Raw genomic sequence first — 26039 nt, 5'->3', positions numbered from 1 at the left:
GGGTACACATGCTGGCCGCATTCTAGCACGGCCCCCGGCACCCCCGCGCAACGGCGCGTTGACGTCCGGCGCATGCTCCCGTATAACCCCGACACCGGAGTGCCGTGCGATGGAGGCGGTGATGACCGAAACGGAATTCTGGCTCGGGTTCCATCTGGTGCCCGGGATCGGCGCGACCCGAGTTGCGCGCCTGCTGGAGCATTTCGGCTCGCTGGCCGCCGCCTGGGAAGCCAACGTGGAGGAGCTGCGCGCCGCGGGGCTAAGCGAGCGTGTCGCCGGGAAGCTGGTGGCGACCCGTCGGCGGATCTCGCTCGAGCGCGAGATGGAGCGCATCGCGCGGGCCGGCGTGTCGCTCGTCACGCTGGCCGATCCGGCCTACCCGCGGCTCCTGCGCGAGATCCCCAGCCCGCCGCTCCTTCTCTACGTGCGCGGCACACTCACCCCGGCTGACGAGCACAGCATCGGCATCGTCGGGACCCGGCGTGCCTCAGCCTACGGCCGGGAAATGACCCGCCGCCTCACCGGCGACCTCGTGCGCGCGGGTCTGACGATCGTCAGCGGCCTGGCCCGCGGCATCGACGCCGTCGCCCACCGCACAGCCCTGGAGATGGGCGGACGGACCATCGCGGTCCTGGGCAGCGGCGTGGACGTCATCTACCCGCCGGAGCACCGGCAACTCGCCGAGCAGGTGGCACAGCAGGGGGCACTTGTGTCAGAGTTTCCTCTTGGCACGCCGCCCGATGGGCCGAACTTCCCGGTTCGGAATCGGCTCATCAGCGGCCTGTCACTGGGCGTGGTAGTCGTCGAAGCGCCACGCCGGAGCGGCGCGCTCATCACTGCCAACTTCGCCGCCGATCAGAGCCGGACCGTCTACGCCGTTCCGGGCTCGGCTATGGCTCCGGGCAGTGAAGGGCCCCTGCAGCTCCTGCGGGATGGAGCGGTCCTTGCGGCGTCGGCAGCAGACATCCTGTCCGACCTCAAGCTGACCGTCCGGCAAGCGAACCTCGAGGCGCGCCAGGCGCTGCCGACCACGAGTGAGGAGGCGGACGTGCTCCACTATCTCGACGGCGAGCCGCGCCACATCGATGAGATCGCGCTGGAGTCGGGCCTTGCGATTAGCCGGCTGAGTGCGCTCCTCCTGGAGATGCAGCTCAAGGGCCTGGTTCGCAACGTTGGCCATCAACACTACGTTCGGGCCTGAGGTTTGAGGGAGGGACGGACGACGGTCCGTCCGACGCCCGATCCAGGCGCATGAACCAGATGTCATACTCATTGGCTTGGCGCACGTCCCGCCGCTCATAACCCTGTCATCCTGGCCGGGTATGCTGTCATCCAAAGGGCGGCGATAGAGCCTGCGCCGCCGGTCACGCCCGGTGAAAGGACGAGGCTTGATGGCGCTGTATGCAGTGATCCCCGCAGGCGGTAGCGGCACCCGGCTCTGGCCGGCGAGCCGCACGGCACGGCCGAAGTTCCTTCTGCCACTGCCCGGCCCGCTCTCGATGCTGCAGGCGACAGTCGAGCGGCTCCTGCCGCTCGTGCCCCCGGCCAACATGCTCATCGTCACCGGCGCCTCGCATGCCGACGCGGTCGCCGCACAGGTGCCGGAGATCCCGGAGGGGAACATCATCGTCGAGCCGCAGGCGCGGGGCACCGGACCGGCCATCGGCCTGGCCGCCGCACTCTTCGCCCGTCGCGACCCGGATGCGATCATGGGCTCCTTCGCGGCCGATCACCACGTCGCCGACCCGATCGCATTCCGCCAAGCGATCCGCGCCGCTGCCGAGGCTGCCAGGGAGGGCTACCTCGTCACCGTGGGCATCAAACCGACCTACCCCGAGACCGGTTACGGATACATCCGCTGTGGCGAGATCCTCTTCCACCGCGAGGGATTGGCCGTCCACGCGGTCGAGGAGTTCAAGGAAAAGCCCGATCTGGCTACGGCCGAGCGCTACGTCGCCAGCGGGCAGTATCAATGGAACGCCAGCATGTTCGTCTGGCGAGCCCAGACACTGCTCGACGCCATGCGGCGCCTGCTGCCGGACGTGTACGAGCTCCTGACGGAGATCGCCGCCGCCTGGGACCGCCCGGATCGCGCGGAGACGATGGAGCGGCTCTGGGCGCAGTTGCCGGAGGTCACCATCGACCACGGCATCATGGAGCACGCCGACAACGTCGCAGTTGTCCCGGCCTCCTTCGGCTGGACCGACCTGGGCGACTGGCACAGCCTGGCCGAGCTCCTGGCTAGCGAGAAGGACGACAACGTGGCGCTCGGCGCGGAGCACATCGCCACAGACACGCGTGGGACGCTCGTCTTCGGTGACGGGCGCGTCATCGCCACGCTGGGGGTCGAGGATCTGGTCATCGTCGACACCGACGACGTCCTCCTCGTCTGCCATCGCTCTCGTGCCCAGGATGTGCGGCGGATCGTCGAACGGCTGCGGGGACAGGGGGACCAGCGGCTCCTCTAGCAACGAGCCGGTGTAGCCGGGGTTGACACCGCTGGCTAAAATTAGTTGTCACGCCGACCGAGGCTAGGTAGTAGAACCGGCCTGGGCGCCGCACTGCGCGAGCGCCCCGCCCGGTGTGCCGACGGGCGCGTGGGCGGCACTAAGGACCATGGCACCATGAGTGCGTGCCGCCCCGATCGGAGACGTGAGACCACCGTCGCGCGCGGATCCCGCCGGGGCGAGGCCTCGGCGGTCACTACGACGCGCAGGATGGAGATTGACGACGATCACTATGGCTGAAGAGGCGAAGAGGAAGCGGACCACCACCAGCACTGAAGACGAGCAGACAACGGCCACCAGGCGCACGACGCGCCGCACGGCGGCCAAGAGTGACGGGACGACCTCCACGCGCTCGCGCGCCACGAAGAGCACCAGGACGACCAAGACGACGAAGCAAGCGAGCGGGAACGGCACCCTGGTCATCGTGGAGTCGCCGGCCAAGGCGCGCAACATCGGGCGCATACTCGGCCGGGGCTACACGGTCAAAGCCTCGATGGGCCACGTCCGCGACCTGCCCAAGTCCAAGCTCGGGGTGGAGACCGACCGCGATTTCGCGCCGGTCTACCTCATCCCGCGCGACAAGAGCAAGGTCGTCAAGGAACTGCGCGCCGACGTCAAGGAGGCCCGCGAGATCCTGCTCGCGACCGACCCCGACCGGGAGGGCGAGGCGATCGCCTGGCACCTCGTCGAGGCCACTGACCCAGGCGATAAGCCGGTCCGCCGGATCGTGTTCCACGAGATCACGCCTGAGGCGATCCGCGAGGCGCTCCGCAACCCGCGCGGGATCGACATGCGGCTGGTCGAGGCACAGCAGGCACGGCGAATCCTCGACCGGCTGGTCGGCTACGAGATCAGCCCGCTGCTCTGGCGCAAAGTCAAGCGCGGCCTGTCGGCCGGGCGAGTCCAGTCGGTCGCGCTGCGTCTGGTGGTCGAGCGAGAGCGGGAGATCCAGAACTTCGTTCCGCAGGAGTACTGGACGCTCGACGCCGAACTCGCCAAGCGCGAGGCGGTAAACGGGCGCAAGCCGAAGCCGTTCGTCGCGTCTCTGTCGCGGGTCAACGGCCAGAAGCCGGACCTGAAAGACGAGGCGTCGACGATGGCGATCGTCCGCGCGCTCGACGGCGCCGAGTTCCAGGTGGTCAAGGTCGAGGTCAAGGAGACCCAGCGGCGGCCGGCGCCTCCGTTCACGACCAGCACCCTGCAGCAGGAGGCGTCCCGCAAGTTGAACATGCCCGTGCGCCGGACGATGCAGATCGCCCAGGAGCTCTACGAGGGGATCGACCTCGGCGACGCTGGCACGGTCGGCCTCATCACCTACATGCGCACCGACTCGACCAACGTGGCCGCCTCGGCCCAGGCGCGTGCGCGTGAGGTCATCGCCGAGCGCTACGGCCCCGAGTTCCTGCCCGACCGCCCACCGGTCTACACGCGCAAGGCCAAGGGGGCACAGGAGGCGCACGAGGCCATCCGCCCGACCGACCCGGCCCGCGACCCGGAGTCGATCAAGGCGTTCCTCGGTGGGGCCAGCAGCCCGCGCTACAAGCTCTACCGGCTGATCTGGCAGCGGTTCATCGCCAGCCAGACCCGCAATGCCGTGTTCGACAGCACCGCGGTCGACATCGACGCCGGCCCGCCGGGCGGGCCGAAGCCCTACCGCTTCCGCGCAACGGGCTCGGTCATCAAGTTCCCCGGCTTCCTCGCCATCTACCGCGAGGGGCGGGACGACGACACCGTCGATGAGATCGACCGGGAGGCGCTGCCGCCGCTGACAGAGGGCGAAGTGCTCGACTTGGTGCGCCTGCTCCCCGAGCAGCACTTCACCCAGCCGCCGCCACGGTTCACCGAGGCAACGCTGGTCAAGGCGCTGGAAGAGCTGGGCATCGGCCGGCCGAGCACCTACGCACCGACGATCGCCACGCTCCAGGCACGCAACTACGTCACCGTCGAGCAGCGGCGCCTCTACCCGACCGAGCTCGGCACCGTGGTCAACGACCTACTGGTCCAGCACTTCCCGGACATCGTGGACGTGAACTTCACCTCCAAGCTGGAGGACGAGTTGGACCAAATCGCCTCAGGCGAGCAGTCCTGGGTGCCGATGGTGCGCGCGTTCTACGGCCCGTTCCACGAAACGGTCGAGCGCGCCGAGAAAGAGATCGGGCGGGTCAAGGTCGCCGACGAGCCGACCGACGAGGTGTGCGAGAAGTGTGGCCGGCCGATGGTGATCAAGCTCGGCCGCTACGGGCGGTTCCTGGCCTGCTCCGGCTTCCCGGAGTGCCGCAACGCCCGGCCGCTGCTGCAGAAGATCGGTGTCACCTGCCCCCAGTGTGGCGAGGGCGACATCGTTCAGCGGCGGACCAAGAAGGGCCGGGTCTTCTACGGCTGCAGCCGCTACCCGGACTGCAACTTCTCGAGCTGGGAGAAGCCGACCGGCGAGCCGTGCCCGCAGTGCGGGGGCGTCTTGGTGGAGACGCGCGGCGGGACAGTCCGCTGCTCCACCCAGGGTTGCCAGTACCGCGCGACACGCCTGGAACGCACCGCCTAGCCCCGAGACACAAGACGGGCGCCGCCGGGTCTGGGTATACTTGGCCCGGCGGCGCCTGTGTCGTTTCGATAGGACGAAGTGAAGCGCAATGGCAGTCTTGAAGCTCGTCTACGAAGGTGATCCCCGGCTCCGGCAGAAGGCCGTGCGTATCCGCAAGGTCGACGACGACCTGCGGCGGCTCGCGGCAGACATGCTGGAGACGATGTACGCCGCCGACGGCGTGGGCCTCGCAGGGCCACAGGTCGGGGTCATGCGCCGCATCATCGTGATCGGCGTCCCGGCCGGGTTCGAGAACGAGGACGACCCGCCGATAGAGATGGCCCTGATCAACCCCGAGATCGTCCGCGCTTCGGGACGCCAGGTTGGACCGGAGGGGTGTCTGAGCATTCCGAACTGGTACGGTGAGGTCCCGCGCGCCATGCACGTCACCGTCAAGGCACGCGACCTCGACGACCGGGAGATCCGCATCAAGGCCTCCGGCGGCCTTGCGCGCATCCTGCAGCACGAGATCGACCACCTCGATGGGATCCTCTTCACCGACCGGGTAGAGGACAAGAGCACCCTGCAGTACATTGAGCCCGCTCCCGTCGAAGAAGAGGCCCCCGCCCCTGCCGACGATTAGCCCAACGCCGCGCTCCCCCGTCTACCCACTGACGGGCAGGCCCGGCTCACCATCGGCCGACTGGAGTTGGGAGCCGGGGTTTCTGGCGTTTGCCGACCATCACGGGCATACGCGGTCGGCATGTGCCCGGAGGTAAACCCCCGGGCCCCGACCGAGGCGCGAGATCCTCTCACCACGCGGCGGACGACGACTTCCCCGCTCCTCCGACCCCGACCACAGCGCGAGGATCCGCGCACCACCCGTCCTGAGCACACCACGAGGCACGCCAGCGTCGGCAGGATCAGCGTCAGATAGTCGGTGGGAATAAGGACGCTCGGTCGGGAACGCGCTCAGACATCCCGCCCCTCGCGCGGCAGGCGCGAGTTCTCCGCCAGGATGATCGCGTCGATCTTGTCGAGCGTCTCCTCGACCCGGTCGTTCTCGTTGAAGACCACGTAGTCGAACTCGTAGACCCGCCGCAGCTCGTGAGCCGCTGTCGAGATGCGTTGCATCAGCGCCTCGGGATCGTCGGTCTTTCGACCGCGCAGGCGGCGCATCAGCTCCGCCATCGAGGGGGGTGTGAGGAAGATGAAGATGGAGTCGGGCATGATCTTTCGGATGGATGCCGCGCCCTGCACATCGACCTTCACCACGACGTTCTGCCCGGCGCGCAGCGCCCGCCGCACCCGATCCTTCGGCACGCCGTAGAGGTGGCCGTAGACTTCGGCCGACTCCAGGAACTCGCCCCGCGCCCGCGCTTCCTCGAACTCGGCGCGGGCCATGAAGATGTAGTGGACGCCGTCGATCTCACCCGGCCGCCTTGGCCGGGTCGTCGCGGTCACCGCGAAGCTGTACTCCGGGTGCCGCAGGCGCATCTGCTCGATGACGGTGTCTTTCCCCACGCCGGAGGGGCCGGAGATGACGATAAGGCGTGGGCGCGCGAGCGAGCGCAACTCTTCTATGAGTTCATCCGCCTGCTCGTTCCATCGCACCCTAGCCGCCACCAGGTTCTTCCTTCCCCGGCTCCGCTCCCCAAGCGCCATGCGCCCAGCACACGGCCGCCGTTACACTATCACAGTTGGCCGTTGCTGGGATTCGATGGCCGAGAGGGAGACGCTGAAACCATGTTCGACGTCTTGACGATCGCCGCACTGGCGGACGAACTGGCGAGCCGGCTGGTCGGTGGTCGCATCCAACGCATCCTACAAATCGATGACGCGACCATTGGCCTGGAGGTGTACGCCGAACACCAGCGGTCCATTCTGGTCGCCAGCGCCGACTCGCGAAACCCGCGACTCTACCTATCGACGCAGCGGCTCAGCGCGGACCCCGATCGCGTGACACCGCTCCTACTCCTCCTCCGGAAGTACGCCCGCGGCGGTCGCGTCGCTGCAGTACAGCAGCCACCGCTTGAGCGCATTATGCGCCTGAGTATAGCCAAGCCGTTTTACCCGGACAACCGGCGCAAGCGCGACGATGCCCCCACAGAGGACGACGAGACACCGTCCGAGCTGGTCTATACCCACCTCATTGTCGAACTGATGGGACGGCGGAGCAACATCATTCTCACCGACGACGAGGGCCGCATCCTCGACGCGATCAAGCGTGTCACTCCCGACATGAGCCGCGTCCGGCCGATCTTGCCGGGCCGACCCTACGTCCCCCCGCCGCCGCGGGAGGACGTCGTCGACCCCCGGCACCTAACGGCCGGCGCCCTCCACGACCTGCTGCGCCCAGCCCCGCCGGACGAGGAGCTGGCTCCGCTGCTCGTGCGACATCTGGCCGGGTTCAGCCCGCAGATGGCGCGGGAGGCGGTCCACCGCGCCACCGGCGAAGCCGACGCGCCCGTGCGCGCCGTCGCCAGCCGCGACGGAGCGGCGGCGCTCGCTGAGGCCATCAAGTCCGTGCTCGCACCCTTGGAGACCGGGGACTGGACGCCGAGCGTCTACCTCAACGAGGGCCGCGCCGTCGCGTTCGCCGCCATCCCACTCGACCATCTCGCGGACGCCGAGGTCGAGCGGTTCCCGACCATGTCTCCCGCGATCGAGCGCTGGCTGACACTCGCCGGGGCGCCGCAGCCGGTGGCGCAGGCGCAGCGGCGCGACAAGCTCGTGGCACAGATCCGGAGCGCGCGCGAGCGCACCGCAGCCCGCCTCCGCTCCCTCGAGGAAGAGCGAGCACGCGGCGAGGAGGGCGAACGCTGGCGCACCATGGGTGAGTTGATCTACGCCTATCTCGCCTCCATCGAGCCCGGCCAGACGGAGCTGCAGGTGGATGGCCTGACGATCCCGCTCGACCCCGCGCTCTCACCCAGTGAGAACGCGCAGGCCTACTTCGAGCGCTACCGCAAGGCCCGCTCGGCCACCGAGAATCTCCCGGAGCTGATCGAGGCGACCCGGACCGAGCTCGCCTACCTGGAACAACTGGAGACCCTGGCCGGCTTCGCCGAGGGGATGGATCAGGTCGAGCAGGTCCGCCAGGAATGGGAGAGCTACCGCGACCAGCGCCCCGATGCACCCCCGGGCAAGCGCCGCCGCCAATCCGAGCCGAAGCGCCCGAAGCCCCTGCGCACGGCGCGCGGCGACCTGATCTATATTGGCCACAACGGCCGGCAGAACGACCTCGTCACCTTCGACATCGCCAGCCCGGACGACACGTGGCTGCACGCACGCGGCCTACCAGGCGCCCACGTGATCGTGCGCTGGTCCGGTCCGGAGGACGAGGAGGTGCTGCTCCAAGCCGCAGCGCTCGCCGCCTACTTCAGCGCGGGACGGAACGCGACCAGCGTGGAGGTTGACGCCACCGCACGCCGCTACGTGCGCAAGATCAAGGGGGCAGGCCCTGGCATGGTGACCTACCGCAACGAACGCACGCTCAACGTCCGTCCCACGTCCCCCGAGGATCTCGGTCTCGCGTAGCCCCTTGGGTGCTGGCATCTGGGGTGGTCCGTTGCCGATGTGTACGGATGTGTAGGAAGGTGGGAGAAAACCGCCTGCGGTCACGTGTGTACCCGGGGGTAAACCCCTGGGCACACATCACGGCGCAGGATCCTTCGCACCCTCCGGCCGGCTCATCATTCCCAGCCAGCTTCAGCCGGCGTCATCTTGTCAGCCCGGGAGTAGATCCCGGGCACGTACCCGGATGTAGGTAACCGAATCACCGGGTTGACGCGCTATTCGGACGCACCACAGGCAAGAAAAATCGCCCCGCCGGAACACCTCCAGCGGAGCGACTCGTCAGCTACGTGGATGGCGCGGCATCCCAGCCCTTGGTCAAGCGAGCCTCGCGAGGAGGATGCCGAACTCGTAGAGGGCGTACATCGGCGCCGCCACCATGAACATGTTGAAGGGGTCGGGTGTCGGCGTGATGATCGCGGCCGCGACCAGGACCAGGATAATCATGTACTTGCGGAGCGACGCGAGCCGCTGGGCTGTCACGATGTCGAGCTTCGCCAGCAGGAAGATCACCACCGGCGTCTCGAACACCAGGCCGATCCACAGCATGAGGGTCAGGTAGAACGAGACGACCTCTTGCGCGCGGAACTCGGCCCGGAACACATCGCCGCCGAACCCGGCCAGGAACGACAGCCCGCGCGGGATCACGATGAAGAAGGCGAAGGCCACACCCGCGATGAACATCAGGGTCACAAACGGGAGCGCACGGTACAGGTACCGACGCTCGCGTCTGGTTAACCCCGGCGCGAGGAAGCGCACGAAGTGGTAGATCAGGGCGGGCATGGCCACGGCGATGCCGATGTAGAGCGCCACCTTCATGTAGGTGGAGAAGCCCTCCAGCGGCGAGATTAGAACAAAGTCCGGTCGCCCCGTCATGTCGGCCATGATGCGCAGCACGCGGAGCGTCAACGCCAGGCCGACCACGAAGCCGGCAGCGACGAACAACGCCGAGTAGAGGAGACGCGATCGGAGTTCCTCCAGGTGCTCCTGGAGGGTCATCTCCTCAAAGATCTCCTCCTCTGGTTCGGCCTCCGGCACCACAGGTGGATTGGAGCGACCGCGCATGCGGTCGAGGATACTGACCATTCCTACTCAATCTCGTCGCGCTGGCGCGGCAGGTCGCCCATGATGGTCACCCGCAGCACCCGCGCCGCGGGCGTCTTTGGCGGCAGTGCCCCGATCCCGGCAAGACTCGTCTGCTCCACTGATTCCGGCAGGCGCGGTCTACGCCGCCCCGGTGCTACTTCGCCGCCGTGTGCTCCTGGATGAACTCCAGCGCGTCACCGACCGTGACGATGTTCTCCGCTTCCTCGTCGGAGATCTCGATGCCGAACTCCTCCTCGAGCTGCATGATCAGCTCGACCAGATCGAGCGAGTCCGCATTCAGATCCTGCACGAACTCGGCGTCGGGCGTCACCTTCTCCGGATCAACCCCGAGTTGCTCCGCTACGACGCTCTGAACGCGCTCCAGAACCGAGGACGAATCCACGCCGATCACCTCCCCTGTCAGGTCGACTGATCCCAACCCCTGTCAGTTCCCGGCTATTATGCACGGATTCAAGCCCTGCGGCAACGTAGCCGGCCCGGCCTCCTAGCGCGAGGAGGCCAGGTTGCCCGCGATGGTGCCCAGCACCCCGTTGACAAAACGGCTGGAGTTGTCGCCGCCGAAACGCTTGGCCAATTCTACCGCTTCGTTGATGGCTGCCTTCACCGGCACGTCGTGCTCGTTCCGAAGTTCGTAGATCGCGATCCGCAGGATGTTGCGGTCGATCGGCGGCAACTGGTCCACCGGGAACGCCGGAGCCGCGGCGCCGATCTCGGCGTCGATCTTCTCCAGATCCTCCATCACTCCGGAGATCAATCGCTCCACATAGCGCCGCACCGGCTGCGGCAGCGACAGGTCGCTGGTGTAGCGAGCCAACACGTCCGACGCCGGGTGCTGGGCGACATCGGCCTCGTAGAGGATCTGGAGGGCCAGAGTTCTGGCCTGGTGTCGAATGGTTCCGACTGACATGGCTCCCTCGTCTCCAGCCCGTGCGACGGCCTCGTTCAGCCGGCCCCACGGCAGTGTTCCGGACGACGCCGAGCCGCTCCCGGCCCGGCGCATCTCTAATTGTACTCCGGCTACGCCGCGGTATCGCCAGTTCCGCTCGCTATTTCGGCAGCGCCTACCACCTGCCAATCTGCACGATCCGTTCCAGATCGCTGGCCGGCCGTCGCGCCTGTCATCCTGGGCGCAGTGGAGGATCTCGCGTCCGACCGGCCACGGACCGGGGAGATCCTTCGGCTCGGACGGAGTCGCCGAGCGCGGCTGGCCGCCCCCGGCTCCGCTCAGGATGACAGCAACCGGGCAAAGGGGGGGTCAGATGTGGTGTATCACCGCAATTCGTGAAACTCCATAACCCCCGGGCACGCGCCACGGCCAGCGCGGTTACAACTCGAACGACGCCGTCATGGGGCCGGAGCGGGCCAGGAACTGCTGCACGAAGCGCGTGGAGATCTGCCCGGCACGGAAGGCCGGGTCGTCCAGGAGCCGCAGGTGGAAGCCGGTCGTCGTGTCTACGCCACCGATCACCGTCTCCGCCAGCGCCCGCCGCAGCCGGGTGATTGCCTCGTCCCGCGTCGGAGCCCAGGCGATCACCTTCGCCAGCAGCGAGTCGTAGTAGGGCGGAACGACGTAGCCGGGGTAGAGGTGGCTGTCGACGCGGATGCCCGGCCCACCCGGCAGCACAAGGCCGGTGATCTCGCCACAACTCGGCTGGAAGTCGTGGTCCGGGTGCTCGGCGGTGATGCGCACCTCGATGGCGTGGCCGCGCAGGCGCACATCCCGCTGCGAGAAGTCCAGTTCCTCGCCCGCCGCCACTCGGATCTGCCATTGCACCAGGTCGATTCCGGTCACCATCTCCGTGACCGGGTGCTCCACCTGGATCCGGCTGTTCGCCTCGGTGAAGTAGAAACGGCCGTCCTTGTCCACCAGGAACTCGAACGTCCCAGCGTTGGTGTAACCGATGGCCTTGGCAGCCTTGACCGCCGCCTTGGCCAGATTCTCCCGCACCTTGTTTGAGAGGTTGGGCGCGGGCGACTCCTCGACGAGCTTCTGATAGCGCCGCTGGAGCGAGCAGTCCCGCTCGCCCAGGGCGACCACGTGGCCGTGGTGGTCGGCAAGGACCTGCACCTCGACGTGGCGCGGTTCCTCCAGATAGCGCTCGATGTAGACCGCACCGTTGCCGAAGGCTGCCTGCGCCTCGGACTGCGCCACCGGGAACACGCGGATCAGCTCTCGCTCGTCCTGGGCAATGCGCATCCCACGGCCGCCGCCGCCCGCCACGGCCTTGATGAGGACCGGATAACCGATCCGCTTCGCCACCTCGCGCGCGGCGGTCGTGTCGTGGACCGGCTCCTCCACGCCCGGGATGATCGGGAGCCCCGCCTTGCGCATCATCGCGCGGGCCGTCGCCTTGTTGCCCATCTGGGCGATGACGTCCGGCGAGGGACCAATGAAGGTCAGGTTGCACTCGCGGCAGATCTCCGCCAGTGATGGGCTCTCGGCCAGGAAGCCGTAGCCGGGGTGCAGCGCGTCGCAGCCGGTCACGATGGCCGCACTGATGATAGCCGGGATGTTGTTGTAGCTGCGCCCGGCCGGCGCGGGGCCGATGCAGACTGCCTCGTCCGAGAGCCGCACCGGGAGGCTGTCGCGGTCGGCCTCGGAGTAGGCGACCACCGCCTTGATGCCCAGCTCACGACACGCGCGCAGCACCCGCAGCGCGATCTCACCACGGTTCGCGATCAGAATCTTTCGGAACACCGGGTCTCCTCACGGCGCCTCATCAGGTCGCCATGAACAGGCCGCCATCGACGCTCAGCACGGCACCGGTGATGTACCCGGCCGCCGGGGAGGCGAGGAACGCGATCGCCTCGGCGACATCCTCCGGCTTCCCGAAGCGCTGGAGCGGGATCTGCTTCAGGGCCGCCTCCTGCAATTCCGCCGGGATGGCGTCGGTCAACCGGGTCTCGATGAAGCCTGGCGCGACCGCGTTGACCGTGATCCCGCGCGACCCGACTTCTCGCGCCAGCGACTTGGTCAGCCCGACGATCCCCGCCTTCGACGCGGCGTAGTTGACCTGCCCGACATTTCCGACCAGCCCGACGACCGAGGTCAGGTTCACAATCCGGCCGTAGCGCTGCCGCATCATCGGGCGGATCGCCGCCTTGCAGCACAGGAACGTGCTCGTCAGGTTGGTCTGCAGGACGGCGTGCCAGTCCTCCTCCTTCATCCGCATCATGAGGGTGTCACGGGTGATGCCGGCATTGTTGACGAGGACGTCGAGGCGGCCGAACTGGTTGATCGTCTCCTCGATCAGCCGGCCTACTGCATCCGCGTCGGTCACGTCGGCCTGGATCGCGATGGCGGTCCCCCCCGCCGCGACGATCTCATCAACGACTGCTTTCGCTTCCGACTCGTCACCACGGTAGTTGACCACGACCTGGTAGCCGTCGCGGGCCAATCGCAGCGCAGTCGCGCGCCCGATGCCGCGCACCGCCCCCGTGACGATGGCCGACCGCGTCACCGCATCCTCAGCCACGCTCCCCACCTCCTCGCGTGATGCGTCATGCGTCATACGTCATTCGTGCTGCGTGCTTCGTGTTGTGTGGCCTTACGCCATCGTGCCGTGTTCCACCCTGCACGTCTTTGACGTATGACGAGTGCCGTATCCTCACCCCAGCAGCGGCTCGACCGGCACGGCCTCCACGCCGGGGACGATCCGCGAGATCAGGCCGGACAGCACCTTGCCCGGGCCGATCTCGAAAAAGCGGCGGGCGCCATGTTCGTGCGCAGCGCGCACCACATCCACCCAGCGGACAGAAGCCGTGATCTGTTCCAGCAATTCGGCTCGGATCGCGTCCGGGTCGCGCAGCGGGCGGGCATCGACGTCGGCGATCAGCGGGGCGATCGGCTCCCGCATCGGCGCGGCCTCGATCATGGGCCACAGCGCCTCCGCCACCGGCTGCATCAGCGACGAGTGGAAGGCGCCGTTGACCGGCAGGGTCACGACCCGCCGCGCACCGCGCTCCTTGGCCAGGGCCGCCGCCGCTTCCAGGGCGTCGCTCCTGCCGCTCAGCGTCGTCTGGCCCGGCGCGTTGAAGTTGGCCACCTCGACGCCGGTCTCGCGCGCGACCTCCTCCAGGACCGCGTCGTCGAGACCCAGCACCGCGACCATGCCGCCGCGGCCATGCTCCTCCATCAGCTCACCCCGGCGCCGCACGATGCGCGCGGCGTCGGCGAGATCGAGCGCTCCCGCGGCAACCAGCGCGGTGTACTCGCCCAGGCTGTGTCCGGCAACGCAGACCGGGTCTGGCAGCGAGCCCTCCTCGCGCAAGACGGTGAAATAGGCGATGCTGGTAGCCAGAATGGCCGGCTGTTGATTCTTCGTCGAGACCAGTGCCTCGTCCGGCCCTTCGAAGATTGTCTGGGAAAGTGGGAAGCCGAGGGCGCTGTCGACCGTCTCGAAAACGGCTCGGGCCGCGGCGGAGCGCTCTGCCAGGGCCTTGCCCATCCCGACCCGCTGCGACCCCTGGCCGGGGAAGACCCAGGCAACGTCACTCACCACCGCTCACCCTCTCCACACCGTCGCGTCCCCAACGCACCACCGTCGCGCCCCAGGACAACCCGGCGCCGAAGCCGACGAGGACGACGTTCATCCCCGGCCGCAAGGCTCCGGCCTCTACCGCCTCCACGATGCAGATCGGCACCGAGGCGGCCGAGGTGTTCCCGTACCGGTCTAGGTTGGCCCAGATCCGCTCACGTGGCAAGTCCAGCCGCTTGGCAGCGGCGTCGATGATCCGGATGTTGGCCTGGTGAGGGATCAAGAGGTCGATATCGGCCAGCGACAGGCCCGCCTGCTCGACCGCCGCCGCGGCGGCCTCGCCGATGACACGCACCGAGAAGCGGAAGACCTCGCTACCGTTCATCTTCATGTACGGCCGCCGCAGCGCCTCGCGGTTCCCGTCCTGGACGATCCCGGTGCCCCAGCCGTCAACATAGAGGTGACAGGCACCGCGGCCATCGGAGCCGAGGACGGTCGAGAGGATACCGACCGGCTCCTCGGTCGCCTGCAGCACCACCGCCCCGGCGCCGTCACCGAAGAGGATGCACGTGCCGCGGTCGGTGAAGTCGATCATCCGGGTGAGCGTATCCGCACCCACCACCAGCACGGTGCGGGAGGTACCGGCCCGGACGAACTGGGCGGCGACGTTGATCGCGTAGATGAACCCGGCGCAGGCTGCGACCACATCGAACGCCCCGGCACGGAACGCGCCCAGCTCACGCTGGAGCAGGGACGCGGTCGCGGGCATGAAGGTGTCCGGGGTTGTGGTCGCCAGGACGATAAGGTCGAGATCCAGCGGCGAGATGCCGGCCACATCCAGCGCCTGCCGCGCTGCGGTCAGTGACAGGCTGAGGGTCGTCTCCGACGGGGAAGCGATGCGCCGTTCGCGAATGCCGGTGCGCGTAACAATCCACTCGTCGGAGGTGTCGACCATCCGCTCGAGGTCAGCATTCGTCAAGACTTGCTCCGGGAGGGCCATGCCCCACCCGGTGATGGCGGCGTTCCGCACTTTCCGAGGCTACCCCTTCCCCCACGGTGCGGTGAGCGCGCCACAGGCGCCGTGCCTGAGACTAGCCGCACGCCCCCCCGACGGCCTCGCTCCCGGCCGTGGCCGGCTACTACTGCTGGGACTGACGCCGCGATCGCTTGCTAACGTCGATGACCTGGCGGCCCTTATAGGTACCGCAGTTCGGGCAGACGTAGTGCGTCCGCTTCTTCTCGCCGCACGTGGGGCAGGTCATCAACTGCGGCAGCTTGAGCCAGTGATGCCGCCGCCGGTTACCCTGCCGGTGCCGACTGACCTTCTTCTTGGGAAGCGCTCCCATCCTCCACCATCCTCCTCGTGCCGCCACCCGGGATACGCCCGGCGGCGGGACTCGATTACCGCCACGCAGGACGGCGCTGCTCGCTATTCGGTGCCCTCATCGAGCAAGGTACGCAGCACGGCGAAGCGGTCGTCCACCTCGTCCTCCGCCGCCGGGAACTCCGGCTGAAATCCCGCGCACTGCTCGCCACACACCGGGCGCATCGGCAGCGCCAGAATAATCACCTGGCGCAACAGCGGCGCCAAATCAAGCTCATGGTTGTGGTCGATGATGAAGACGTCATCGTCCTCCGGCGCGGCCATCGGCACCCCAGTGCGCACGTCCACGCTGGGGCGGAACTCACCATCGAACACACTGCGGTACGGCTGGTCGAACTCGTTCAAGCAGCGCACGCACTGCACATTCGCGACGCCAGCCACCTCGCCATCTACCAGGATACCAGCTTCGAAGCGCGTCAGGCGGATATTCGCCTCGACATCGCGCGCCCACTGCCCCTCATCCAACGTCAGACGCTGGAGGTGAATCTGGAAGGTGCGCGTCGCTCCAACCGGCTGCTTGAGCAATTGAGCGACGTTCAGCACCGTGTCGTTTGCTAGGTTCGGCAAGCGTAGATCCATGGTGGTCCTCCTGGCGGCCTGCGCCTTCTGGGCAAGATAGGCGCAAACTGGTCTAGTGTATCATGCCGTGGCGCAGGTTGTGTACCTCGGAGCCTGCGACCAGCGACTCAGAATGACAGGGATTGCGTGGCGGACGTCCACGGCACAATCACCGTAGCCGATCCCCGGAACGCGCCAGACGACACGACGGGAGGAGCCATGGGCACGACACGCGATCCGGCAGCCAGACTCCTCGCGACGCTCGACGCCGCGTGGGCCGACTTCCACGCTTCCTACGCCGGCTTATCGGACGACGAGCTCCTCGAACCAGGCGTGAGCGGCGACTGGTCGATCCGCGACATCATGGCCCATGTGAGCTGGTGGGAAGAGGAGGCGCTGAAACACCTTCCCGTGATCCTCGCGGGCGGTCGCCCACCCCGCTACTCGGACCTCTACGGCGGCATCGACGCCTTCAATGCGCGCAAGGCTGAGGAGTGGCGCGGCCTGTCGCTCGCCGAGGTCCGCCACCGCCTCCACGAGACGCATGACCGCCTCGTCGCCTATCTCCAGCAGGTACCGCCCGACCACCTCAAGAGCGGCACGCGCTTCCGCCGCCGCCTGCGCCTCGACACCTACGGCCACTACCCGCTCCACACCCAGGCGATCCGCGAGTGGCGCACGCGGCGGGAAAGCCACTGACCGCCCGCTGCAGGAGACCGGCCAACTCTCTCGGCTCATGGAGTTTGACGAATTACCGTGATCCACCGGAGCCGACCCCGTCGCCCAGCGGCCGTCGTCCTGAGCGAAGCCGGCGGTGGCGGCCAGCCGCCCCCGGCGACTCCGTCCGAGCCGAAGGATCTCCCCGGGACGTGGCCGGTCCAACGCGAGATCCTTCGCTGCGCTCAGGATGACACGGGTGCGGTTTCGATTGCTGGCGGAGATACCAGGTCAATTCGTCCATCTCAATGAGCCGATTGGTAGAATGGCGCTGCGGGAGGCAGGTAACCACGATTACGGGAGGTGCAGGTGGCGCGGATCCTCGTCGTCGAGGATGAAGCAAGTATCCGCACGACGATCGCATACAACCTCAAAAAGGCGGGGCACGACGTGCGCACCGTCGCCGACGGCGAGGCCGCCATCGCTCAGGCCAACGCCGACCCGCCCGATCTGGTCATCCTCGACATCATGCTCCCCACCATCGACGGCTTCGATGTCTGCCGACACATCCGCCGTTCTAGCTCGGTGCCAATCCTCATGCTCACCGCGCGAGACGATGAGGTCGACCGCGTCGTCGGCCTGGAGATCGGGGCCGACGACTACGTCACAAAGCCCTTCTCGATGCGAGAACTTATGGCCCGCGTCAAAGCGCTCCTGCGCCGCCGCGAGCTGCTGGAGCAGGAACTCGCCAGCAACCCGGACGGCCGGGAGGAAGTCTTCGAGATCGGCACCCTGCGCATCGACCCGGCCGCCTACCGCGTGACCCGCAACGGCCGCGAGGTTCAGCTCACGCCCAAAGAGATGGACTTGCTGGTCTACCTCGCCCGGCACCGGGGAAACGTCTGCCCAACCCGCCGGATCCTCGAGGCGGTCTGGGGGTACGACTACTACGGCGACAACCGCACCGTGGCCGTGCATATCCATGGCCTGCGAGAGAAACTGGAGGAAGACCCGCGCCAGCCCCGGCTGATCGAGACGGTTCGCGGCGTGGGGTATCGCCTGGCAGGGTAGCATCGTGCTCCGTCGGCTCCACACGCGCCTCAGTCTCGGCTACATCGCGCTCATGGCGGGCGTATTCCTCCTGTTGGGAGCCTACCTCGTCAACTACGTCCAGGACCTGGAACGACAGGAACTGCGCGCTCGACTCGAGTCCCAGGCGTGGCTCGTGGCCCTGGCGGCCGCGCCGATGATCGGGACCACGGAGGAGCCCAACCTTCAGGAGTTCGCCCAGGACGCAGCCGGCCAGATCGACGCCCGGGTCACGATCATCGACCAGGAGGGCCGCGTGCTCGGCGACTCGGAGGCGGCCCCCGCGACGATGGAGAACCACGCGGACCGCCCCGAGGTGGCCGCGGCGCTCTCCGGCCAGATCGGTGAGTCGAGCCGCCCGAGCGACACCCTCGACCGCACCCTGATCTACCTCGCCGTCCCGATCGTGCGCGATGGCGAGCAGCTCGGCGCCGCGCGCGTCGCCCTGCCGAGCGACCAGTTCGCCGGCTGGCTGCGAAATATCGTGGTGGCGGTCGCCGCCGCCCTCGGGATCGCCGCCCTGGCGATCGCTGCACTCTCAGCCATCCTGGCGGGGGTCATCACCCGCCCGCTCAGCGAGCTGATCCAGACTGCGCGTCGAATCGCACAGGGTGACCTGGCGGCCCGCGCCCCGGAGCACGCCGGAGGCGAAATCGCGGAGCTGTCCCACGCCTTCAACGAGATGACCACCACGCTGCAGGCCAACATCGAGGCGATCGAGGCCGAGCGGGCACGCCTGAGCGCGATCGTCGAGCACCTGACCGATGGGATCCTGATTGTCGACGATCAGGGCCAGCTCGCGCTGATCAACAACGCGGCCGAACGGCTCCTGGGCACCCCCCGAGACCGCCTGCTGAACCGTCCCTACGCGCTGGCCGTGCGGGATCACGACCTGGCCGAGGTCATCGCACAGGCGCACAGCGGGGACGAACCGGTCAGGCGGCTGTTCGAGATTGGGCAGCCGCGCCGCTACGTCGAGGGGGTGGCCTACTCCATTCCCCACCGCGCGACGCCGGTCGTCGTCATTCTGCGGGATGTCACGGAGTTGCGCCGGACCGACATGATCCGGCGGGACTTCGTCGCCAACGTCTCGCACGAGCTTCGCACGCCCATCGCGTCCCTCAAGGCTCTGGTCGAGACGCTCCTCGACGGCGCGTTGGAGGACGAAGAGGTCGCGCACGAGTTCCTGGCGCGCATGGAAACCGAGGTCGACGGGCTCGCCCGGCTGGTCCAGGATCTCCTGGAGCTCTCCCGCGCCGAGTCCGGCCGGCTGACCCTGAGCCCGGTGGCCGCCGACATCAGGCGGGTGGCTGAGCAGGTCATCGCCCGCCTCCGCACCCAGGCCGAGCCGAAGAAACTCGACATCCGGATCGAGATCCCCGACGGGCTGACGCCCGGCCGTTTCGACCCGGAGCGCATCGAGCAGGTCCTGGTCAACCTGGTCCACAACGCGGTGAAGTTCACCCCGCCCGGCGGCATCATCACCGTCGGGGCAGCGGCCGAAGACGACCACCTGGTCGTCTGGGTGGCCGACACCGGCCCCGGCGTTGCCCCCGAGGATCGGGATCGAATCTTCGAGCGGTTCTACAAGACGGATCGCTCCCGCGCCGACGCCGGAACCGGGTTGGGGCTCTCCATCGCCCGGCATCTCGTCGAACTGCACGGCGGGCGCATCTGGGTCGACGGCACCGCCCGTCCCGGCACCACCATCAAGTTCACCCTCCCGCTCGCCCTCGAGCCCGCCCCAACCGGCGACTCCACTCCCAGCGCGCACCGAGCCTGAGATCGGCTCTCATCCACCGGGCACGCGCTTGCACGCTCGATCCCAGCAAGATACCCCGCTCCTTGTTGTGTCATCCTGAGCGAAGTAAAGGATCTCGTGCTGGGGCGTCCGCACTCACTGGAGATCCTTCGCTTCGCTCAGGATGACATCGGTTGCTCCGAGTGACACGGCGGGGCATCCACCTGCGCTGAAACAGCGGGTGGGAGACCCCGCCGTCACACAGCGATAGCACTCCTTTAATCGCTCCTTAATGCATCCCCCACGGTGGGCTAACACCCGGTTCCTACACTCAGGCCGGCAAGTCGGCTGGCGACGCTTGGGTCGCCGCCGCACAGCGGAACGATGAGGAGGAATCGGTGATTGCCCAATCTGGGAAGCGACTCGGCGCGCTGATCGCCCTGCTCATGGTAGCGGTCCTGGTACTGCTCGCCTGCGGCGGTGGCAGCGACAGCACCCCAACCGCCGCCGGCGGGGATGGCGCGACGTCGACCGCCATCGGAGAGGCGTCGACGAGCGCGCCCGCCGGCAGCCCCACCGGCACCGGTGGCAGTACCAGTGACGGCGGCGCTCACAGCGACCTGCAGGCGAACCTGACGGGCTCTGGTGCGAGCTTCCCCGACCCGCTCTACCAGCGCTGGATCGAGGAATACAAGAGCGTCGCACCCGGCGTCACGATCAACTACCAGTCGGTCGGCTCCGGCCAGGGCAAGAACGACTTCATCAGCGGGGTAACCGACTTCGGAGGCACCGACGCCTACATGACCGATGAGGAGCTGGCCGAAGCGCCCGACACGCTCCACATCCCGACCGTCCTCGGCGCGGTCACGGTCACCTACAACCTGCCGGGCGTCGACGACCTCCGGTTCTCCGGCCCCACCCTCGCGGGCATCTTCCTCGGCCAGATCACGACCTGGAACGACCCGGCCATCGCGGCTGACAACCCCGGCGTCGAACTGCCCGATCAGCCGATCACCGTGGTCTACCGATCGGACGGCTCCGGCACGACCGCCATCTTCACCGACTACCTGAGCAAGGTCAGCGAGGAGTGGGCATCCCAGGTCGGGAGCGGCACCGCGGTCCAGTGGCCGGTCGGCATCGGCGCCGAGAAGAACCCAGGCGTGACGGCGGCTGTCCAGCAGACGCCGGGAGCCATTGGCTATGTCGAGTTGATCTACGCGCTCGCGAACGATCTTCCGGCCCCCGCGATCAAGAACGCGGCGGGGAACTACGTCACCCCGTCGCTGGAGTCGGTGAGCGAAGCGGCCGCTGGGTTCCTGGCCGACCTGCCGGACGATCTGCGGGTGTCGATCACCAACCCACCGGAGGGTGAGAACGCCTACCCGATCGCGGGCTTCACCTGGATCCTCGTCCGCGGCCAGTACGACGACGAGGCCAAGGCCCGGGCGCTGACCGAGTTCCTCTATTGGGCACTGACCGAGGGTGATGGCTACGCGGAGGAGCTGCACTACGCGCCGCTGCCCGACCCGGTCAAGGAACTGGCGATCCAGAAGCTGGAGCAGGTCACGGTTGGCGGCACACCGGTCTTCACCTCCCCCGCGCAATAGAACTGCGCGCCCCTCCTCCCCCCTCCCCTTGTGGGAGAGGGAGCCAGGGCGTGCGGGGAACGGATTACGGACGACCGACACTGCAGAAGGAAACGGCAGGAGAGATTCTCATGATCGCGACCGGGCAGCCCGTTTCCCGGTCTCACCGGCTCCGACGGCGGCTCCGGCACGGGGATGTTCCCTTCCGGCTGCTTGCCGCTGCATTCGCGTTCGTCGTCGTCGCGCTCCTGGTGGCTATCGTCGGCGTCGCCTGGGACGGGTCGGCCGCCGCACGGGAGGTGTTCGGCCTGCGCTTCCTGACTCGCACCGCCTGGAACCCGGTCGCCGGCGAGTTTGGAGCGCTCCCCGCCATCTACGGCACGATCGTCTCCTCGGCGATTGCACTCTTGCTGGCAGCACCGCCCGGCATCATGATCGGCATCTTCCTGAGCGACCTCAGCCCGACCCGGCTGCGCGGGCCGCTCTCGCTCATGGTCGAGCTCCTTGCCGCGATCCCCAGCGTCGTCTACGGCATGTGGGGCATCTTCGTCTTCATCCCGTTCTTCCGCGGGGCCATCGCCGAGCCGGTGTCACGCGCACTCGGCGACACCGTGCCCTTCCTGGCCGGGCCCGTCACCGTCGGGCGCGGCCTGCTGGTGGCGGGGATCATCCTGGCGATTATGATCCTCCCCACGATTGCGGCTGTCTCACGCGACGTGCTCTCGGTCGTACCGACCCACCAGCGCGAGGCCCTGCTGGCGCTCGGCGCCACCCGCTGGGAGGTCATCCGCCACGCGCTGCTCCCCTACGCCCGCGCCGGGATCGTCGGCGGGATGATGCTCGGCCTGGGCCGGGCACTCGGCGAGACGATGGCGGCGACCATGGTGATCGGCAACACGCCGCGGATCGATCCGTCACTCTTCCAGCCAGCGACGACAGCCGCCTCCCTGATCGCGAGCCAGCTCCCGACCACCAACACCGAGCTGCACTCCAGCGCGCTCGTCTACCTGGCGCTGGTTCTGTTCCTCATCACCCTGCTGGCCAACTCGATCGCCCGCCTCCTCGTCTGGCGCGTGGCGGGCGCCGCCTGGAGGAGACGCTAGATGATCGACACCGTTGCGAACGCCGCCAGCGTGCGGTACCGCCGCCGGGTCTGGGTGAACCGGCTCATGCTCGGCCTCACCATCGGCTCCACCGCCGTCGCGCTGGTGCCGCTCGTCCTGATCCTCACCTACGTGGTGCGGCAGGGAGTTGGGGCGCTCAGCGTCGGGTTTTTCACCGAGACCTTCCGGCCGGTGACGATCGGCGTGGCCGGTGGCGCCGGGGGCGTGCTCCATGCCATCGTCGGCTCCGCTCTCATCGTCGGTGCGGCCCTGCTCCTGGCGACCCCGCTCGGCGTCCTGGCGGGCATCTACCTCGCCGAGTACCGATCCGGTCCCGCCGCGACCGTGATCCGCTTCTGCACGGACGTCCTGAGCGCCATGCCGTCGATCGTCGTCGGCGTGACCGCCTACGTCTTAATCGTGCAGCGGACTCGCCAGTTCTCCGGCCTGGCTGGATCGATCGCCCTGGCCATGCTGATGGTGCCGGTCATCACGCGCACGACCGAGGAGATCCTGCAGCTCGTCCCCCAGAGTGTGCGCGAAGCGGCGGCGGCTCTCGGCGCGCCGCGGTGGTGGACGACGCTCACGGTGGTGCTGCCGGCCGCGCTGGGGGGCATCGCCACTGGCGTCTTGCTCGCGATGGCACGCGCCGCGGGCGAAACAGCACCGCTGCTGGTCACGGTACTCGGCAACAACCAGCTCACCTTCGACATCTTCGGCCCGATGCAGGCCCTGCCGTTGCTGGCCTACCGGTACACCGAGCAGCCGTTCGCGGTACTCAACGAGCAGGCGTGGGGCGCCGCGCTGATCCTCGTCGTGCTCGTGCTCGGGACGAACATCCTGGTCCGCGCCCTCACCCGACGCCGGGCCGGGTAGGAGAAGGAGCATCTGTGGCGACCACACCGCCCACCGCACCGGCGATTCGAATGCCGCCCACCTCGGAGGCGCACCTGGTGTTGGAAGGGCTCACGCTGCGCTACGGCGCCCGCATCGCCGTCGCACCGACCACGCTGACCATCCCGCGCCACCGGGTGACGGCTATCATCGGGCCATCGGGGGCGGGCAAGTCGACCCTGCTGCGCGCGCTGAACCGTCTCCACGAGAAGGTCCCGGGCGCCGGTGTCGACGGCCGCGTCCTCCTCGACGGCGAGGACATCTACGGCCTTGGCGTCGACCCGATCCTCCTCCGGCGCAGGGTCGGTATGGTGTTCCAGCAGCCCAACCCACTGCTCACCCGCTCGATCGCCGAGAACGTGAGCATCGGGCTCGAACTCGTCGGCATGCCACGCCGGGAGCGCGCCGCGACCGTCGAGTGGGCGCTGCGTCGCGTGGCGCTCTGGGACGAGGTCCGCGACCGGCTGGATCACCCGGCCACCTCGCTCTCCGGCGGGCAGCAGCAGCGGCTCTGCATCGCCCGGACCCTCGCGGTCCGCCCCGAGGTGATCCTGATGGACGAGCCGGCCAGCGCACTCGACCCGATCGCCACCTCCCGCATCGAGGACCTGATTCGTGAGCTGGCGAGCGAGTTCACCGTCGTCATCGTAACCCACAACATGCAGCAGGCGGCCCGGATCGCGGACTACACCGTCTTCATGACCCCCAACGAGGACGGCGCCGGCGAGGTGGTCGAGGCCGGGCCGACAGAGGAGATCTTCACCGCGCCGCACAACCAGCGCACCGAGGACTACATCACCGGGAGGTTCGGCTAATGCAGCAAGCAGGAGTGACCACGGTGGTCCCCGAACGCCGCATCCACCTCGCCGTCGCCGGCGCCCGCGACGACGCCCCGGCGATCCCTGCAACGAGCGAGGTCAAGCTGGACATACGCAAGCTCACCATCATCTACGGGCAGCGTGTCGCTGTGCGGGACATCGATCTGCGCATCCCCGCCCAGGCTGTGACCGCCATCATCGGTCCGTCGGGGTCGGGCAAGTCGACCCTGCTCCGGGCGCTAAATCGCATGCACGACGACGTACCCGGCGTGCGGGTCACCGGCGAAGTCCTCCTCGACGGGCAGCCGGTCTACGGGCCCGAAGTGGACCCCGTCGAAGTCCGGCGCCGGATCGGCATGGTCTTCCAGCGTCCCAACCCCTTCGCCAAGTCCATCTTCGATAACGTCGCCTTCGGCCTGACCGTCTTCGGCGCTCGCCGCCTCTCCCGTCGGGAGGTGGCGGAGCGGGTCGAGCGGGCTTTGCGTCAGGCTGCGCTCTGGGACGAAGTGAAGGACCGCCTGCACCAGCCGGCCACGTCGCTCTCCGGTGGACAGCAGCAGCGGCTGTGCGTGGCCCGAGCGCTGGCTGTCGAGCCGGATGTCGTGCTCCTGGACGAGCCGACCAGTGCCCTCGACCCGATCGCCACGGGCCGGATCGAGCAGTTGATGCGGGAGCTGGTCGAGGAGCACGGGTACACCGTGGTCGTGGTCACGCACAACATGCAGCAGGCGGCTCGCGTCTCCGACGTGACCGCCTTCATGACCGTCGATGCGAGCCGCGCGGGGACACTCGTCGAGGTCGGCCCCACCGCTCGCATCTTCACCAACCCCCAGGACCAGCGGACCGAGGACTACATCACCGGCCGCGTGGGTTAGGAGCGAAGAGTCCATGACCGCACCAGGACAGCCCCGGGCTCACTACGATCGGCAGCTCGACACGCTGCGCCGGGATCTGCTGATGCTCGGCAGCGTCACCGAGAAGGCCGTCGCCCGCGCCGTCGACGCACTGCGCCGGCGCGACAGCGCGCTGGCACGCGAGGTCATCCGCGAGGATCGGAACATCGACGAGCGCAGCTACGACCTGGAGGAGCGCGCGCTCCTGCTACTCGCCACCCAGCAGCCACTTGCGACCGACCTGCGCACCATCGCGGCGACGCTCTTCATCATCACCGAGCTCGAGCGCATCGGCGACTACGCCGAGGGGATCGCTCGCATCACCCTCATGCTGGAGCCATACCCGCCGCTCAAGCCGCTGATCGACATCCCGCGCATGGCCGAGATCGCGCTGGAGATGCTCCACGGCAGCCTCGCCGCGTTCGTCGACGGGGATCTCGTGGCCTGCCAGGCCATCTGGCACCGGGACGACGAGGTGGACGCGCTCTACGATCAGGTCTACCGCGAGCTGCTCACCTACATGCTCTCCGACCCCGGCACCATCGAGCGCGCCACCCGCCTCATCTGGGCGGCGCACAACCTGGAGCGCATCGCCGACCGGGTGACCAACATCTGCGAGCGCACCGCCTTCGTCATCACCGGAAATCCCCGCGCGCTTCCGAGCGACGAGGAGGCAGCCCCCGGCGGGTGAGCGAATGCGCCGCCGCGACGACGCAGCAGGCCCACGACTGCCGTATCATGTGACCACACCGCTGAGCCCGGCAGCGCCGCACGGGAGTGAGAGGAGCAACCGCGATGAAGTACGCTGCGATCATCCAGTACGGCAATCGTGAGCAGATCGCGAAGGTCCGCCCGGTCCACCGCGAATACCTCGGGCGCCTGAAGGAGCAGGGGAAACTCTGGGCTTCCGGCCCGTTCACCGACGACAGCGGCGCCCTCATCATCTACGAAGCCGAGTCCGAAGAGGAGGCCCGCCGCCTCATCACGGACGACCCCTTCCACGCCGCCGGCGTCTTCGTCAGCTACGAGCTGAAGCCGTGGCAGCAGGTGTTCTAACTCATACGTCATGCGTCATGCGTCCCCCTCACCCCCGGCCTCTCTCGGACGGAGCCCTCCAGGGGAGAGGG

At 68.1% G+C, this 26039-nt stretch carries 25 protein-coding genes; 15 read left to right on the top strand and 10 right to left on the bottom strand.

What is annotated here, in order from left to right:
• Positions 1 to 121 precede the first annotated feature (121 nt).
• The 4 genes from dprA to def all read left to right on the top strand — a co-directional run bounded on the left by dprA (position 122) and on the right by def (position 5671).
• Positions 122 to 1201 carry a DNA-processing protein DprA gene (gene dprA, locus STHE_RS01890; protein WP_012870871.1) on the top strand — a complete coding sequence of 360 codons (1080 nt, stop codon included), beginning with the start codon at positions 122 to 124 and terminating at the stop codon, positions 1199 to 1201.
• 190 nt (positions 1202 to 1391) lie between these two features.
• Positions 1392 to 2468, top strand: a complete 1077-nt coding sequence (locus STHE_RS01885) for a mannose-1-phosphate guanylyltransferase (RefSeq protein ID WP_012870870.1) — start codon at positions 1392 to 1394, stop codon at positions 2466 to 2468.
• A 271-nt stretch (positions 2469 to 2739) separates the two neighbouring features.
• Positions 2740 to 5049, top strand: a complete 2310-nt coding sequence (gene topA / locus STHE_RS01880; RefSeq protein ID WP_012870869.1) for a type I DNA topoisomerase — start codon at positions 2740 to 2742, stop codon at positions 5047 to 5049.
• 88 nt (positions 5050 to 5137) lie between these two features.
• Positions 5138 to 5671: a peptide deformylase gene (gene def / locus STHE_RS01875; RefSeq protein WP_012870868.1), complete on the top strand. Its 534-nt coding sequence runs from the start codon at positions 5138 to 5140 to the stop codon at positions 5669 to 5671.
• Between the two features lie 329 nt (positions 5672 to 6000).
• Here the strand turns inward: def and STHE_RS01870 are convergent, their stop codons facing one another.
• A complete protein-coding gene (locus STHE_RS01870) occupies positions 6001 to 6654 on the bottom strand; it encodes a guanylate kinase (RefSeq protein WP_012870867.1) in 654 nt (217 codons plus the stop codon).
• A 120-nt stretch (positions 6655 to 6774) separates the two neighbouring features.
• Between STHE_RS01870 and STHE_RS01865 the strand changes: the two genes are divergently transcribed.
• The gene (locus STHE_RS01865) at positions 6775 to 8568 is read left to right on the top strand and encodes an Rqc2 family fibronectin-binding protein (protein WP_012870866.1); all 1794 of its coding nucleotides are present in this window, start codon (positions 6775 to 6777) and stop codon (positions 8566 to 8568) included.
• A 354-nt stretch (positions 8569 to 8922) separates the two neighbouring features.
• On the opposite strand, the gene tatC is transcribed toward STHE_RS01865, so the two are convergent.
• The 9 genes from tatC to STHE_RS01820 form a co-directional block, all read right to left on the bottom strand.
• Positions 8923 to 9690: a twin-arginine translocase subunit TatC gene (gene tatC / locus STHE_RS01860; RefSeq protein WP_012870865.1), complete on the bottom strand. Its 768-nt coding sequence runs from the start codon at positions 9688 to 9690 to the stop codon at positions 8923 to 8925.
• Between the two features lie 154 nt (positions 9691 to 9844).
• On the bottom strand, positions 9845 to 10093 hold the full coding sequence (gene acpP / locus STHE_RS01855; protein ID WP_012870864.1) for an acyl carrier protein: 249 nt from the start codon (positions 10091 to 10093) through the stop codon (positions 9845 to 9847).
• A 102-nt stretch (positions 10094 to 10195) separates the two neighbouring features.
• Positions 10196 to 10618 (bottom strand): transcription antitermination factor NusB, encoded by a 423-nt coding sequence (gene nusB / locus STHE_RS01850; RefSeq protein WP_012870863.1) that lies wholly within the window; start codon positions 10616 to 10618, stop codon positions 10196 to 10198.
• 417 nt (positions 10619 to 11035) lie between these two features.
• Positions 11036 to 12409 carry an acetyl-CoA carboxylase biotin carboxylase subunit gene (gene accC, locus STHE_RS01845; RefSeq protein WP_012870862.1) on the bottom strand — a complete coding sequence of 458 codons (1374 nt, stop codon included), beginning with the start codon at positions 12407 to 12409 and terminating at the stop codon, positions 11036 to 11038.
• A gap of 22 nt (positions 12410 to 12431) precedes the next feature.
• Positions 12432 to 13187, bottom strand: coding sequence for a 3-oxoacyl-[acyl-carrier-protein] reductase (gene fabG, locus STHE_RS01840; RefSeq protein ID WP_012870861.1), 756 nt, complete (start codon positions 13185 to 13187; stop codon positions 12432 to 12434).
• Between the two features lie 132 nt (positions 13188 to 13319).
• Entirely contained in the window at positions 13320 to 14213 is an 894-nt protein-coding gene (gene fabD / locus STHE_RS01835; protein ID WP_245534866.1) for an ACP S-malonyltransferase, read from the bottom strand.
• Positions 14203 to 15219 carry a beta-ketoacyl-ACP synthase III gene (locus STHE_RS01830; protein WP_012870859.1) on the bottom strand — a complete coding sequence of 339 codons (1017 nt, stop codon included), beginning with the start codon at positions 15217 to 15219 and terminating at the stop codon, positions 14203 to 14205. The genes fabD and STHE_RS01830 overlap by 11 nt, the downstream gene beginning before the upstream one ends.
• 109 nt (positions 15220 to 15328) lie before the next feature.
• Positions 15329 to 15535, bottom strand: coding sequence for a 50S ribosomal protein L32 (gene rpmF, locus STHE_RS01825; RefSeq protein ID WP_012870858.1), 207 nt, complete (start codon positions 15533 to 15535; stop codon positions 15329 to 15331).
• 83 nt (positions 15536 to 15618) lie between these two features.
• Positions 15619 to 16152 carry a YceD family protein gene (locus STHE_RS01820; protein WP_012870857.1) on the bottom strand — a complete coding sequence of 178 codons (534 nt, stop codon included), beginning with the start codon at positions 16150 to 16152 and terminating at the stop codon, positions 15619 to 15621.
• A 198-nt stretch (positions 16153 to 16350) separates the two neighbouring features.
• On the opposite strand from STHE_RS01820, the gene STHE_RS01815 reads away from it, so the two are divergent.
• The 10 genes from STHE_RS01815 to STHE_RS01770 all read left to right on the top strand — a co-directional run bounded on the left by STHE_RS01815 (position 16351) and on the right by STHE_RS01770 (position 25968).
• On the top strand, positions 16351 to 16830 hold the full coding sequence (locus STHE_RS01815) for a DinB family protein (RefSeq protein WP_012870856.1): 480 nt from the start codon (positions 16351 to 16353) through the stop codon (positions 16828 to 16830).
• 327 nt (positions 16831 to 17157) lie between these two features.
• The gene (locus tag STHE_RS01810) at positions 17158 to 17859 is read left to right on the top strand and encodes a response regulator transcription factor (protein WP_012870855.1); all 702 of its coding nucleotides are present in this window, start codon (positions 17158 to 17160) and stop codon (positions 17857 to 17859) included.
• Between the two features lie 4 nt (positions 17860 to 17863).
• Positions 17864 to 19660: an ATP-binding protein gene (locus tag STHE_RS01805; RefSeq protein WP_012870854.1), complete on the top strand. Its 1797-nt coding sequence runs from the start codon at positions 17864 to 17866 to the stop codon at positions 19658 to 19660.
• A 356-nt stretch (positions 19661 to 20016) separates the two neighbouring features.
• On the top strand, positions 20017 to 21225 hold the full coding sequence (gene pstS / locus STHE_RS01800; RefSeq protein ID WP_012870853.1) for a phosphate ABC transporter substrate-binding protein PstS: 1209 nt from the start codon (positions 20017 to 20019) through the stop codon (positions 21223 to 21225).
• Positions 21226 to 21275: 50 nt separating this feature from the next.
• Positions 21276 to 22307, top strand: coding sequence for a phosphate ABC transporter permease subunit PstC (gene pstC, locus STHE_RS01795; RefSeq protein WP_217155839.1), 1032 nt, complete (start codon positions 21276 to 21278; stop codon positions 22305 to 22307).
• Entirely contained in the window at positions 22308 to 23183 is an 876-nt protein-coding gene (pstA, locus tag STHE_RS01790; RefSeq protein ID WP_012870851.1) for a phosphate ABC transporter permease PstA, read from the top strand.
• Positions 23184 to 23233: 50 nt separating this feature from the next.
• Positions 23234 to 24016: a phosphate ABC transporter ATP-binding protein gene (locus tag STHE_RS01785; protein WP_041399253.1), complete on the top strand. Its 783-nt coding sequence runs from the start codon at positions 23234 to 23236 to the stop codon at positions 24014 to 24016.
• Positions 24016 to 24894, top strand: coding sequence for a phosphate ABC transporter ATP-binding protein PstB (gene pstB, locus STHE_RS01780; RefSeq protein WP_012870849.1), 879 nt, complete (start codon positions 24016 to 24018; stop codon positions 24892 to 24894). The genes STHE_RS01785 and pstB overlap by 1 nt, the downstream gene beginning before the upstream one ends.
• Before the next feature lie 13 nt (positions 24895 to 24907).
• Positions 24908 to 25603, top strand: a complete 696-nt coding sequence (phoU, locus tag STHE_RS01775) for a phosphate signaling complex protein PhoU (protein WP_012870848.1) — start codon at positions 24908 to 24910, stop codon at positions 25601 to 25603.
• A 104-nt stretch (positions 25604 to 25707) separates the two neighbouring features.
• Positions 25708 to 25968, top strand: coding sequence for a YciI family protein (locus STHE_RS01770; RefSeq protein ID WP_012870847.1), 261 nt, complete (start codon positions 25708 to 25710; stop codon positions 25966 to 25968).
• The last annotated feature ends 71 nt before the right edge of the window (positions 25969 to 26039 follow it).

Origin of the sequence: Sphaerobacter thermophilus DSM 20745, from assembly GCF_000024985.1 — a bacterium.
GTDB lineage: Bacteria > Chloroflexota > Chloroflexia > Thermomicrobiales > Thermomicrobiaceae > Sphaerobacter > Sphaerobacter thermophilus.
This window is presented reverse-complemented; position numbering and strand designations above follow the sequence as displayed.

Excerpts from the sequence above, each read along its gene's own strand:
- STHE_RS01885 (WP_012870870.1), top strand. The coding sequence starts at position 1,392 with ATGGCGCTGTATGCAGTGATCCCCGCAGGCGGTAGCGGCACCCGGCTC.
- dprA (WP_012870871.1), top strand. The coding sequence starts at position 122 with ATGACCGAAACGGAATTCTGGCTCGGGTTCCATCTGGTGCCCGGGATC.
- phoU (WP_012870848.1), top strand. The coding sequence starts at position 24,908 with ATGACCGCACCAGGACAGCCCCGGGCTCACTACGATCGGCAGCTCGAC.
- STHE_RS01815 (WP_012870856.1), top strand. The coding sequence starts at position 16,351 with ATGGGCACGACACGCGATCCGGCAGCCAGACTCCTCGCGACGCTCGAC.
- nusB (WP_012870863.1), bottom strand. The coding sequence starts at position 10,618 with ATGTCAGTCGGAACCATTCGACACCAGGCCAGAACTCTGGCCCTCCAG.
- tatC (WP_012870865.1), bottom strand. The coding sequence starts at position 9,690 with ATGGTCAGTATCCTCGACCGCATGCGCGGTCGCTCCAATCCACCTGTG.
- pstB (WP_012870849.1), top strand. The coding sequence starts at position 24,016 with ATGCAGCAAGCAGGAGTGACCACGGTGGTCCCCGAACGCCGCATCCAC.
- rpmF (WP_012870858.1), bottom strand. The coding sequence starts at position 15,535 with ATGGGAGCGCTTCCCAAGAAGAAGGTCAGTCGGCACCGGCAGGGTAAC.
- pstA (WP_012870851.1), top strand. The coding sequence starts at position 22,308 with ATGATCGACACCGTTGCGAACGCCGCCAGCGTGCGGTACCGCCGCCGG.
- STHE_RS01865 (WP_012870866.1), top strand. The coding sequence starts at position 6,775 with ATGTTCGACGTCTTGACGATCGCCGCACTGGCGGACGAACTGGCGAGC.
- STHE_RS01770 (WP_012870847.1), top strand. The coding sequence starts at position 25,708 with ATGAAGTACGCTGCGATCATCCAGTACGGCAATCGTGAGCAGATCGCG.
- def (WP_012870868.1), top strand. The coding sequence starts at position 5,138 with ATGGCAGTCTTGAAGCTCGTCTACGAAGGTGATCCCCGGCTCCGGCAG.
- topA (WP_012870869.1), top strand. The coding sequence starts at position 2,740 with ATGGCTGAAGAGGCGAAGAGGAAGCGGACCACCACCAGCACTGAAGAC.
- STHE_RS01785 (WP_041399253.1), top strand. The coding sequence starts at position 23,234 with ATGCCGCCCACCTCGGAGGCGCACCTGGTGTTGGAAGGGCTCACGCTG.
- STHE_RS01820 (WP_012870857.1), bottom strand. The coding sequence starts at position 16,152 with ATGGATCTACGCTTGCCGAACCTAGCAAACGACACGGTGCTGAACGTC.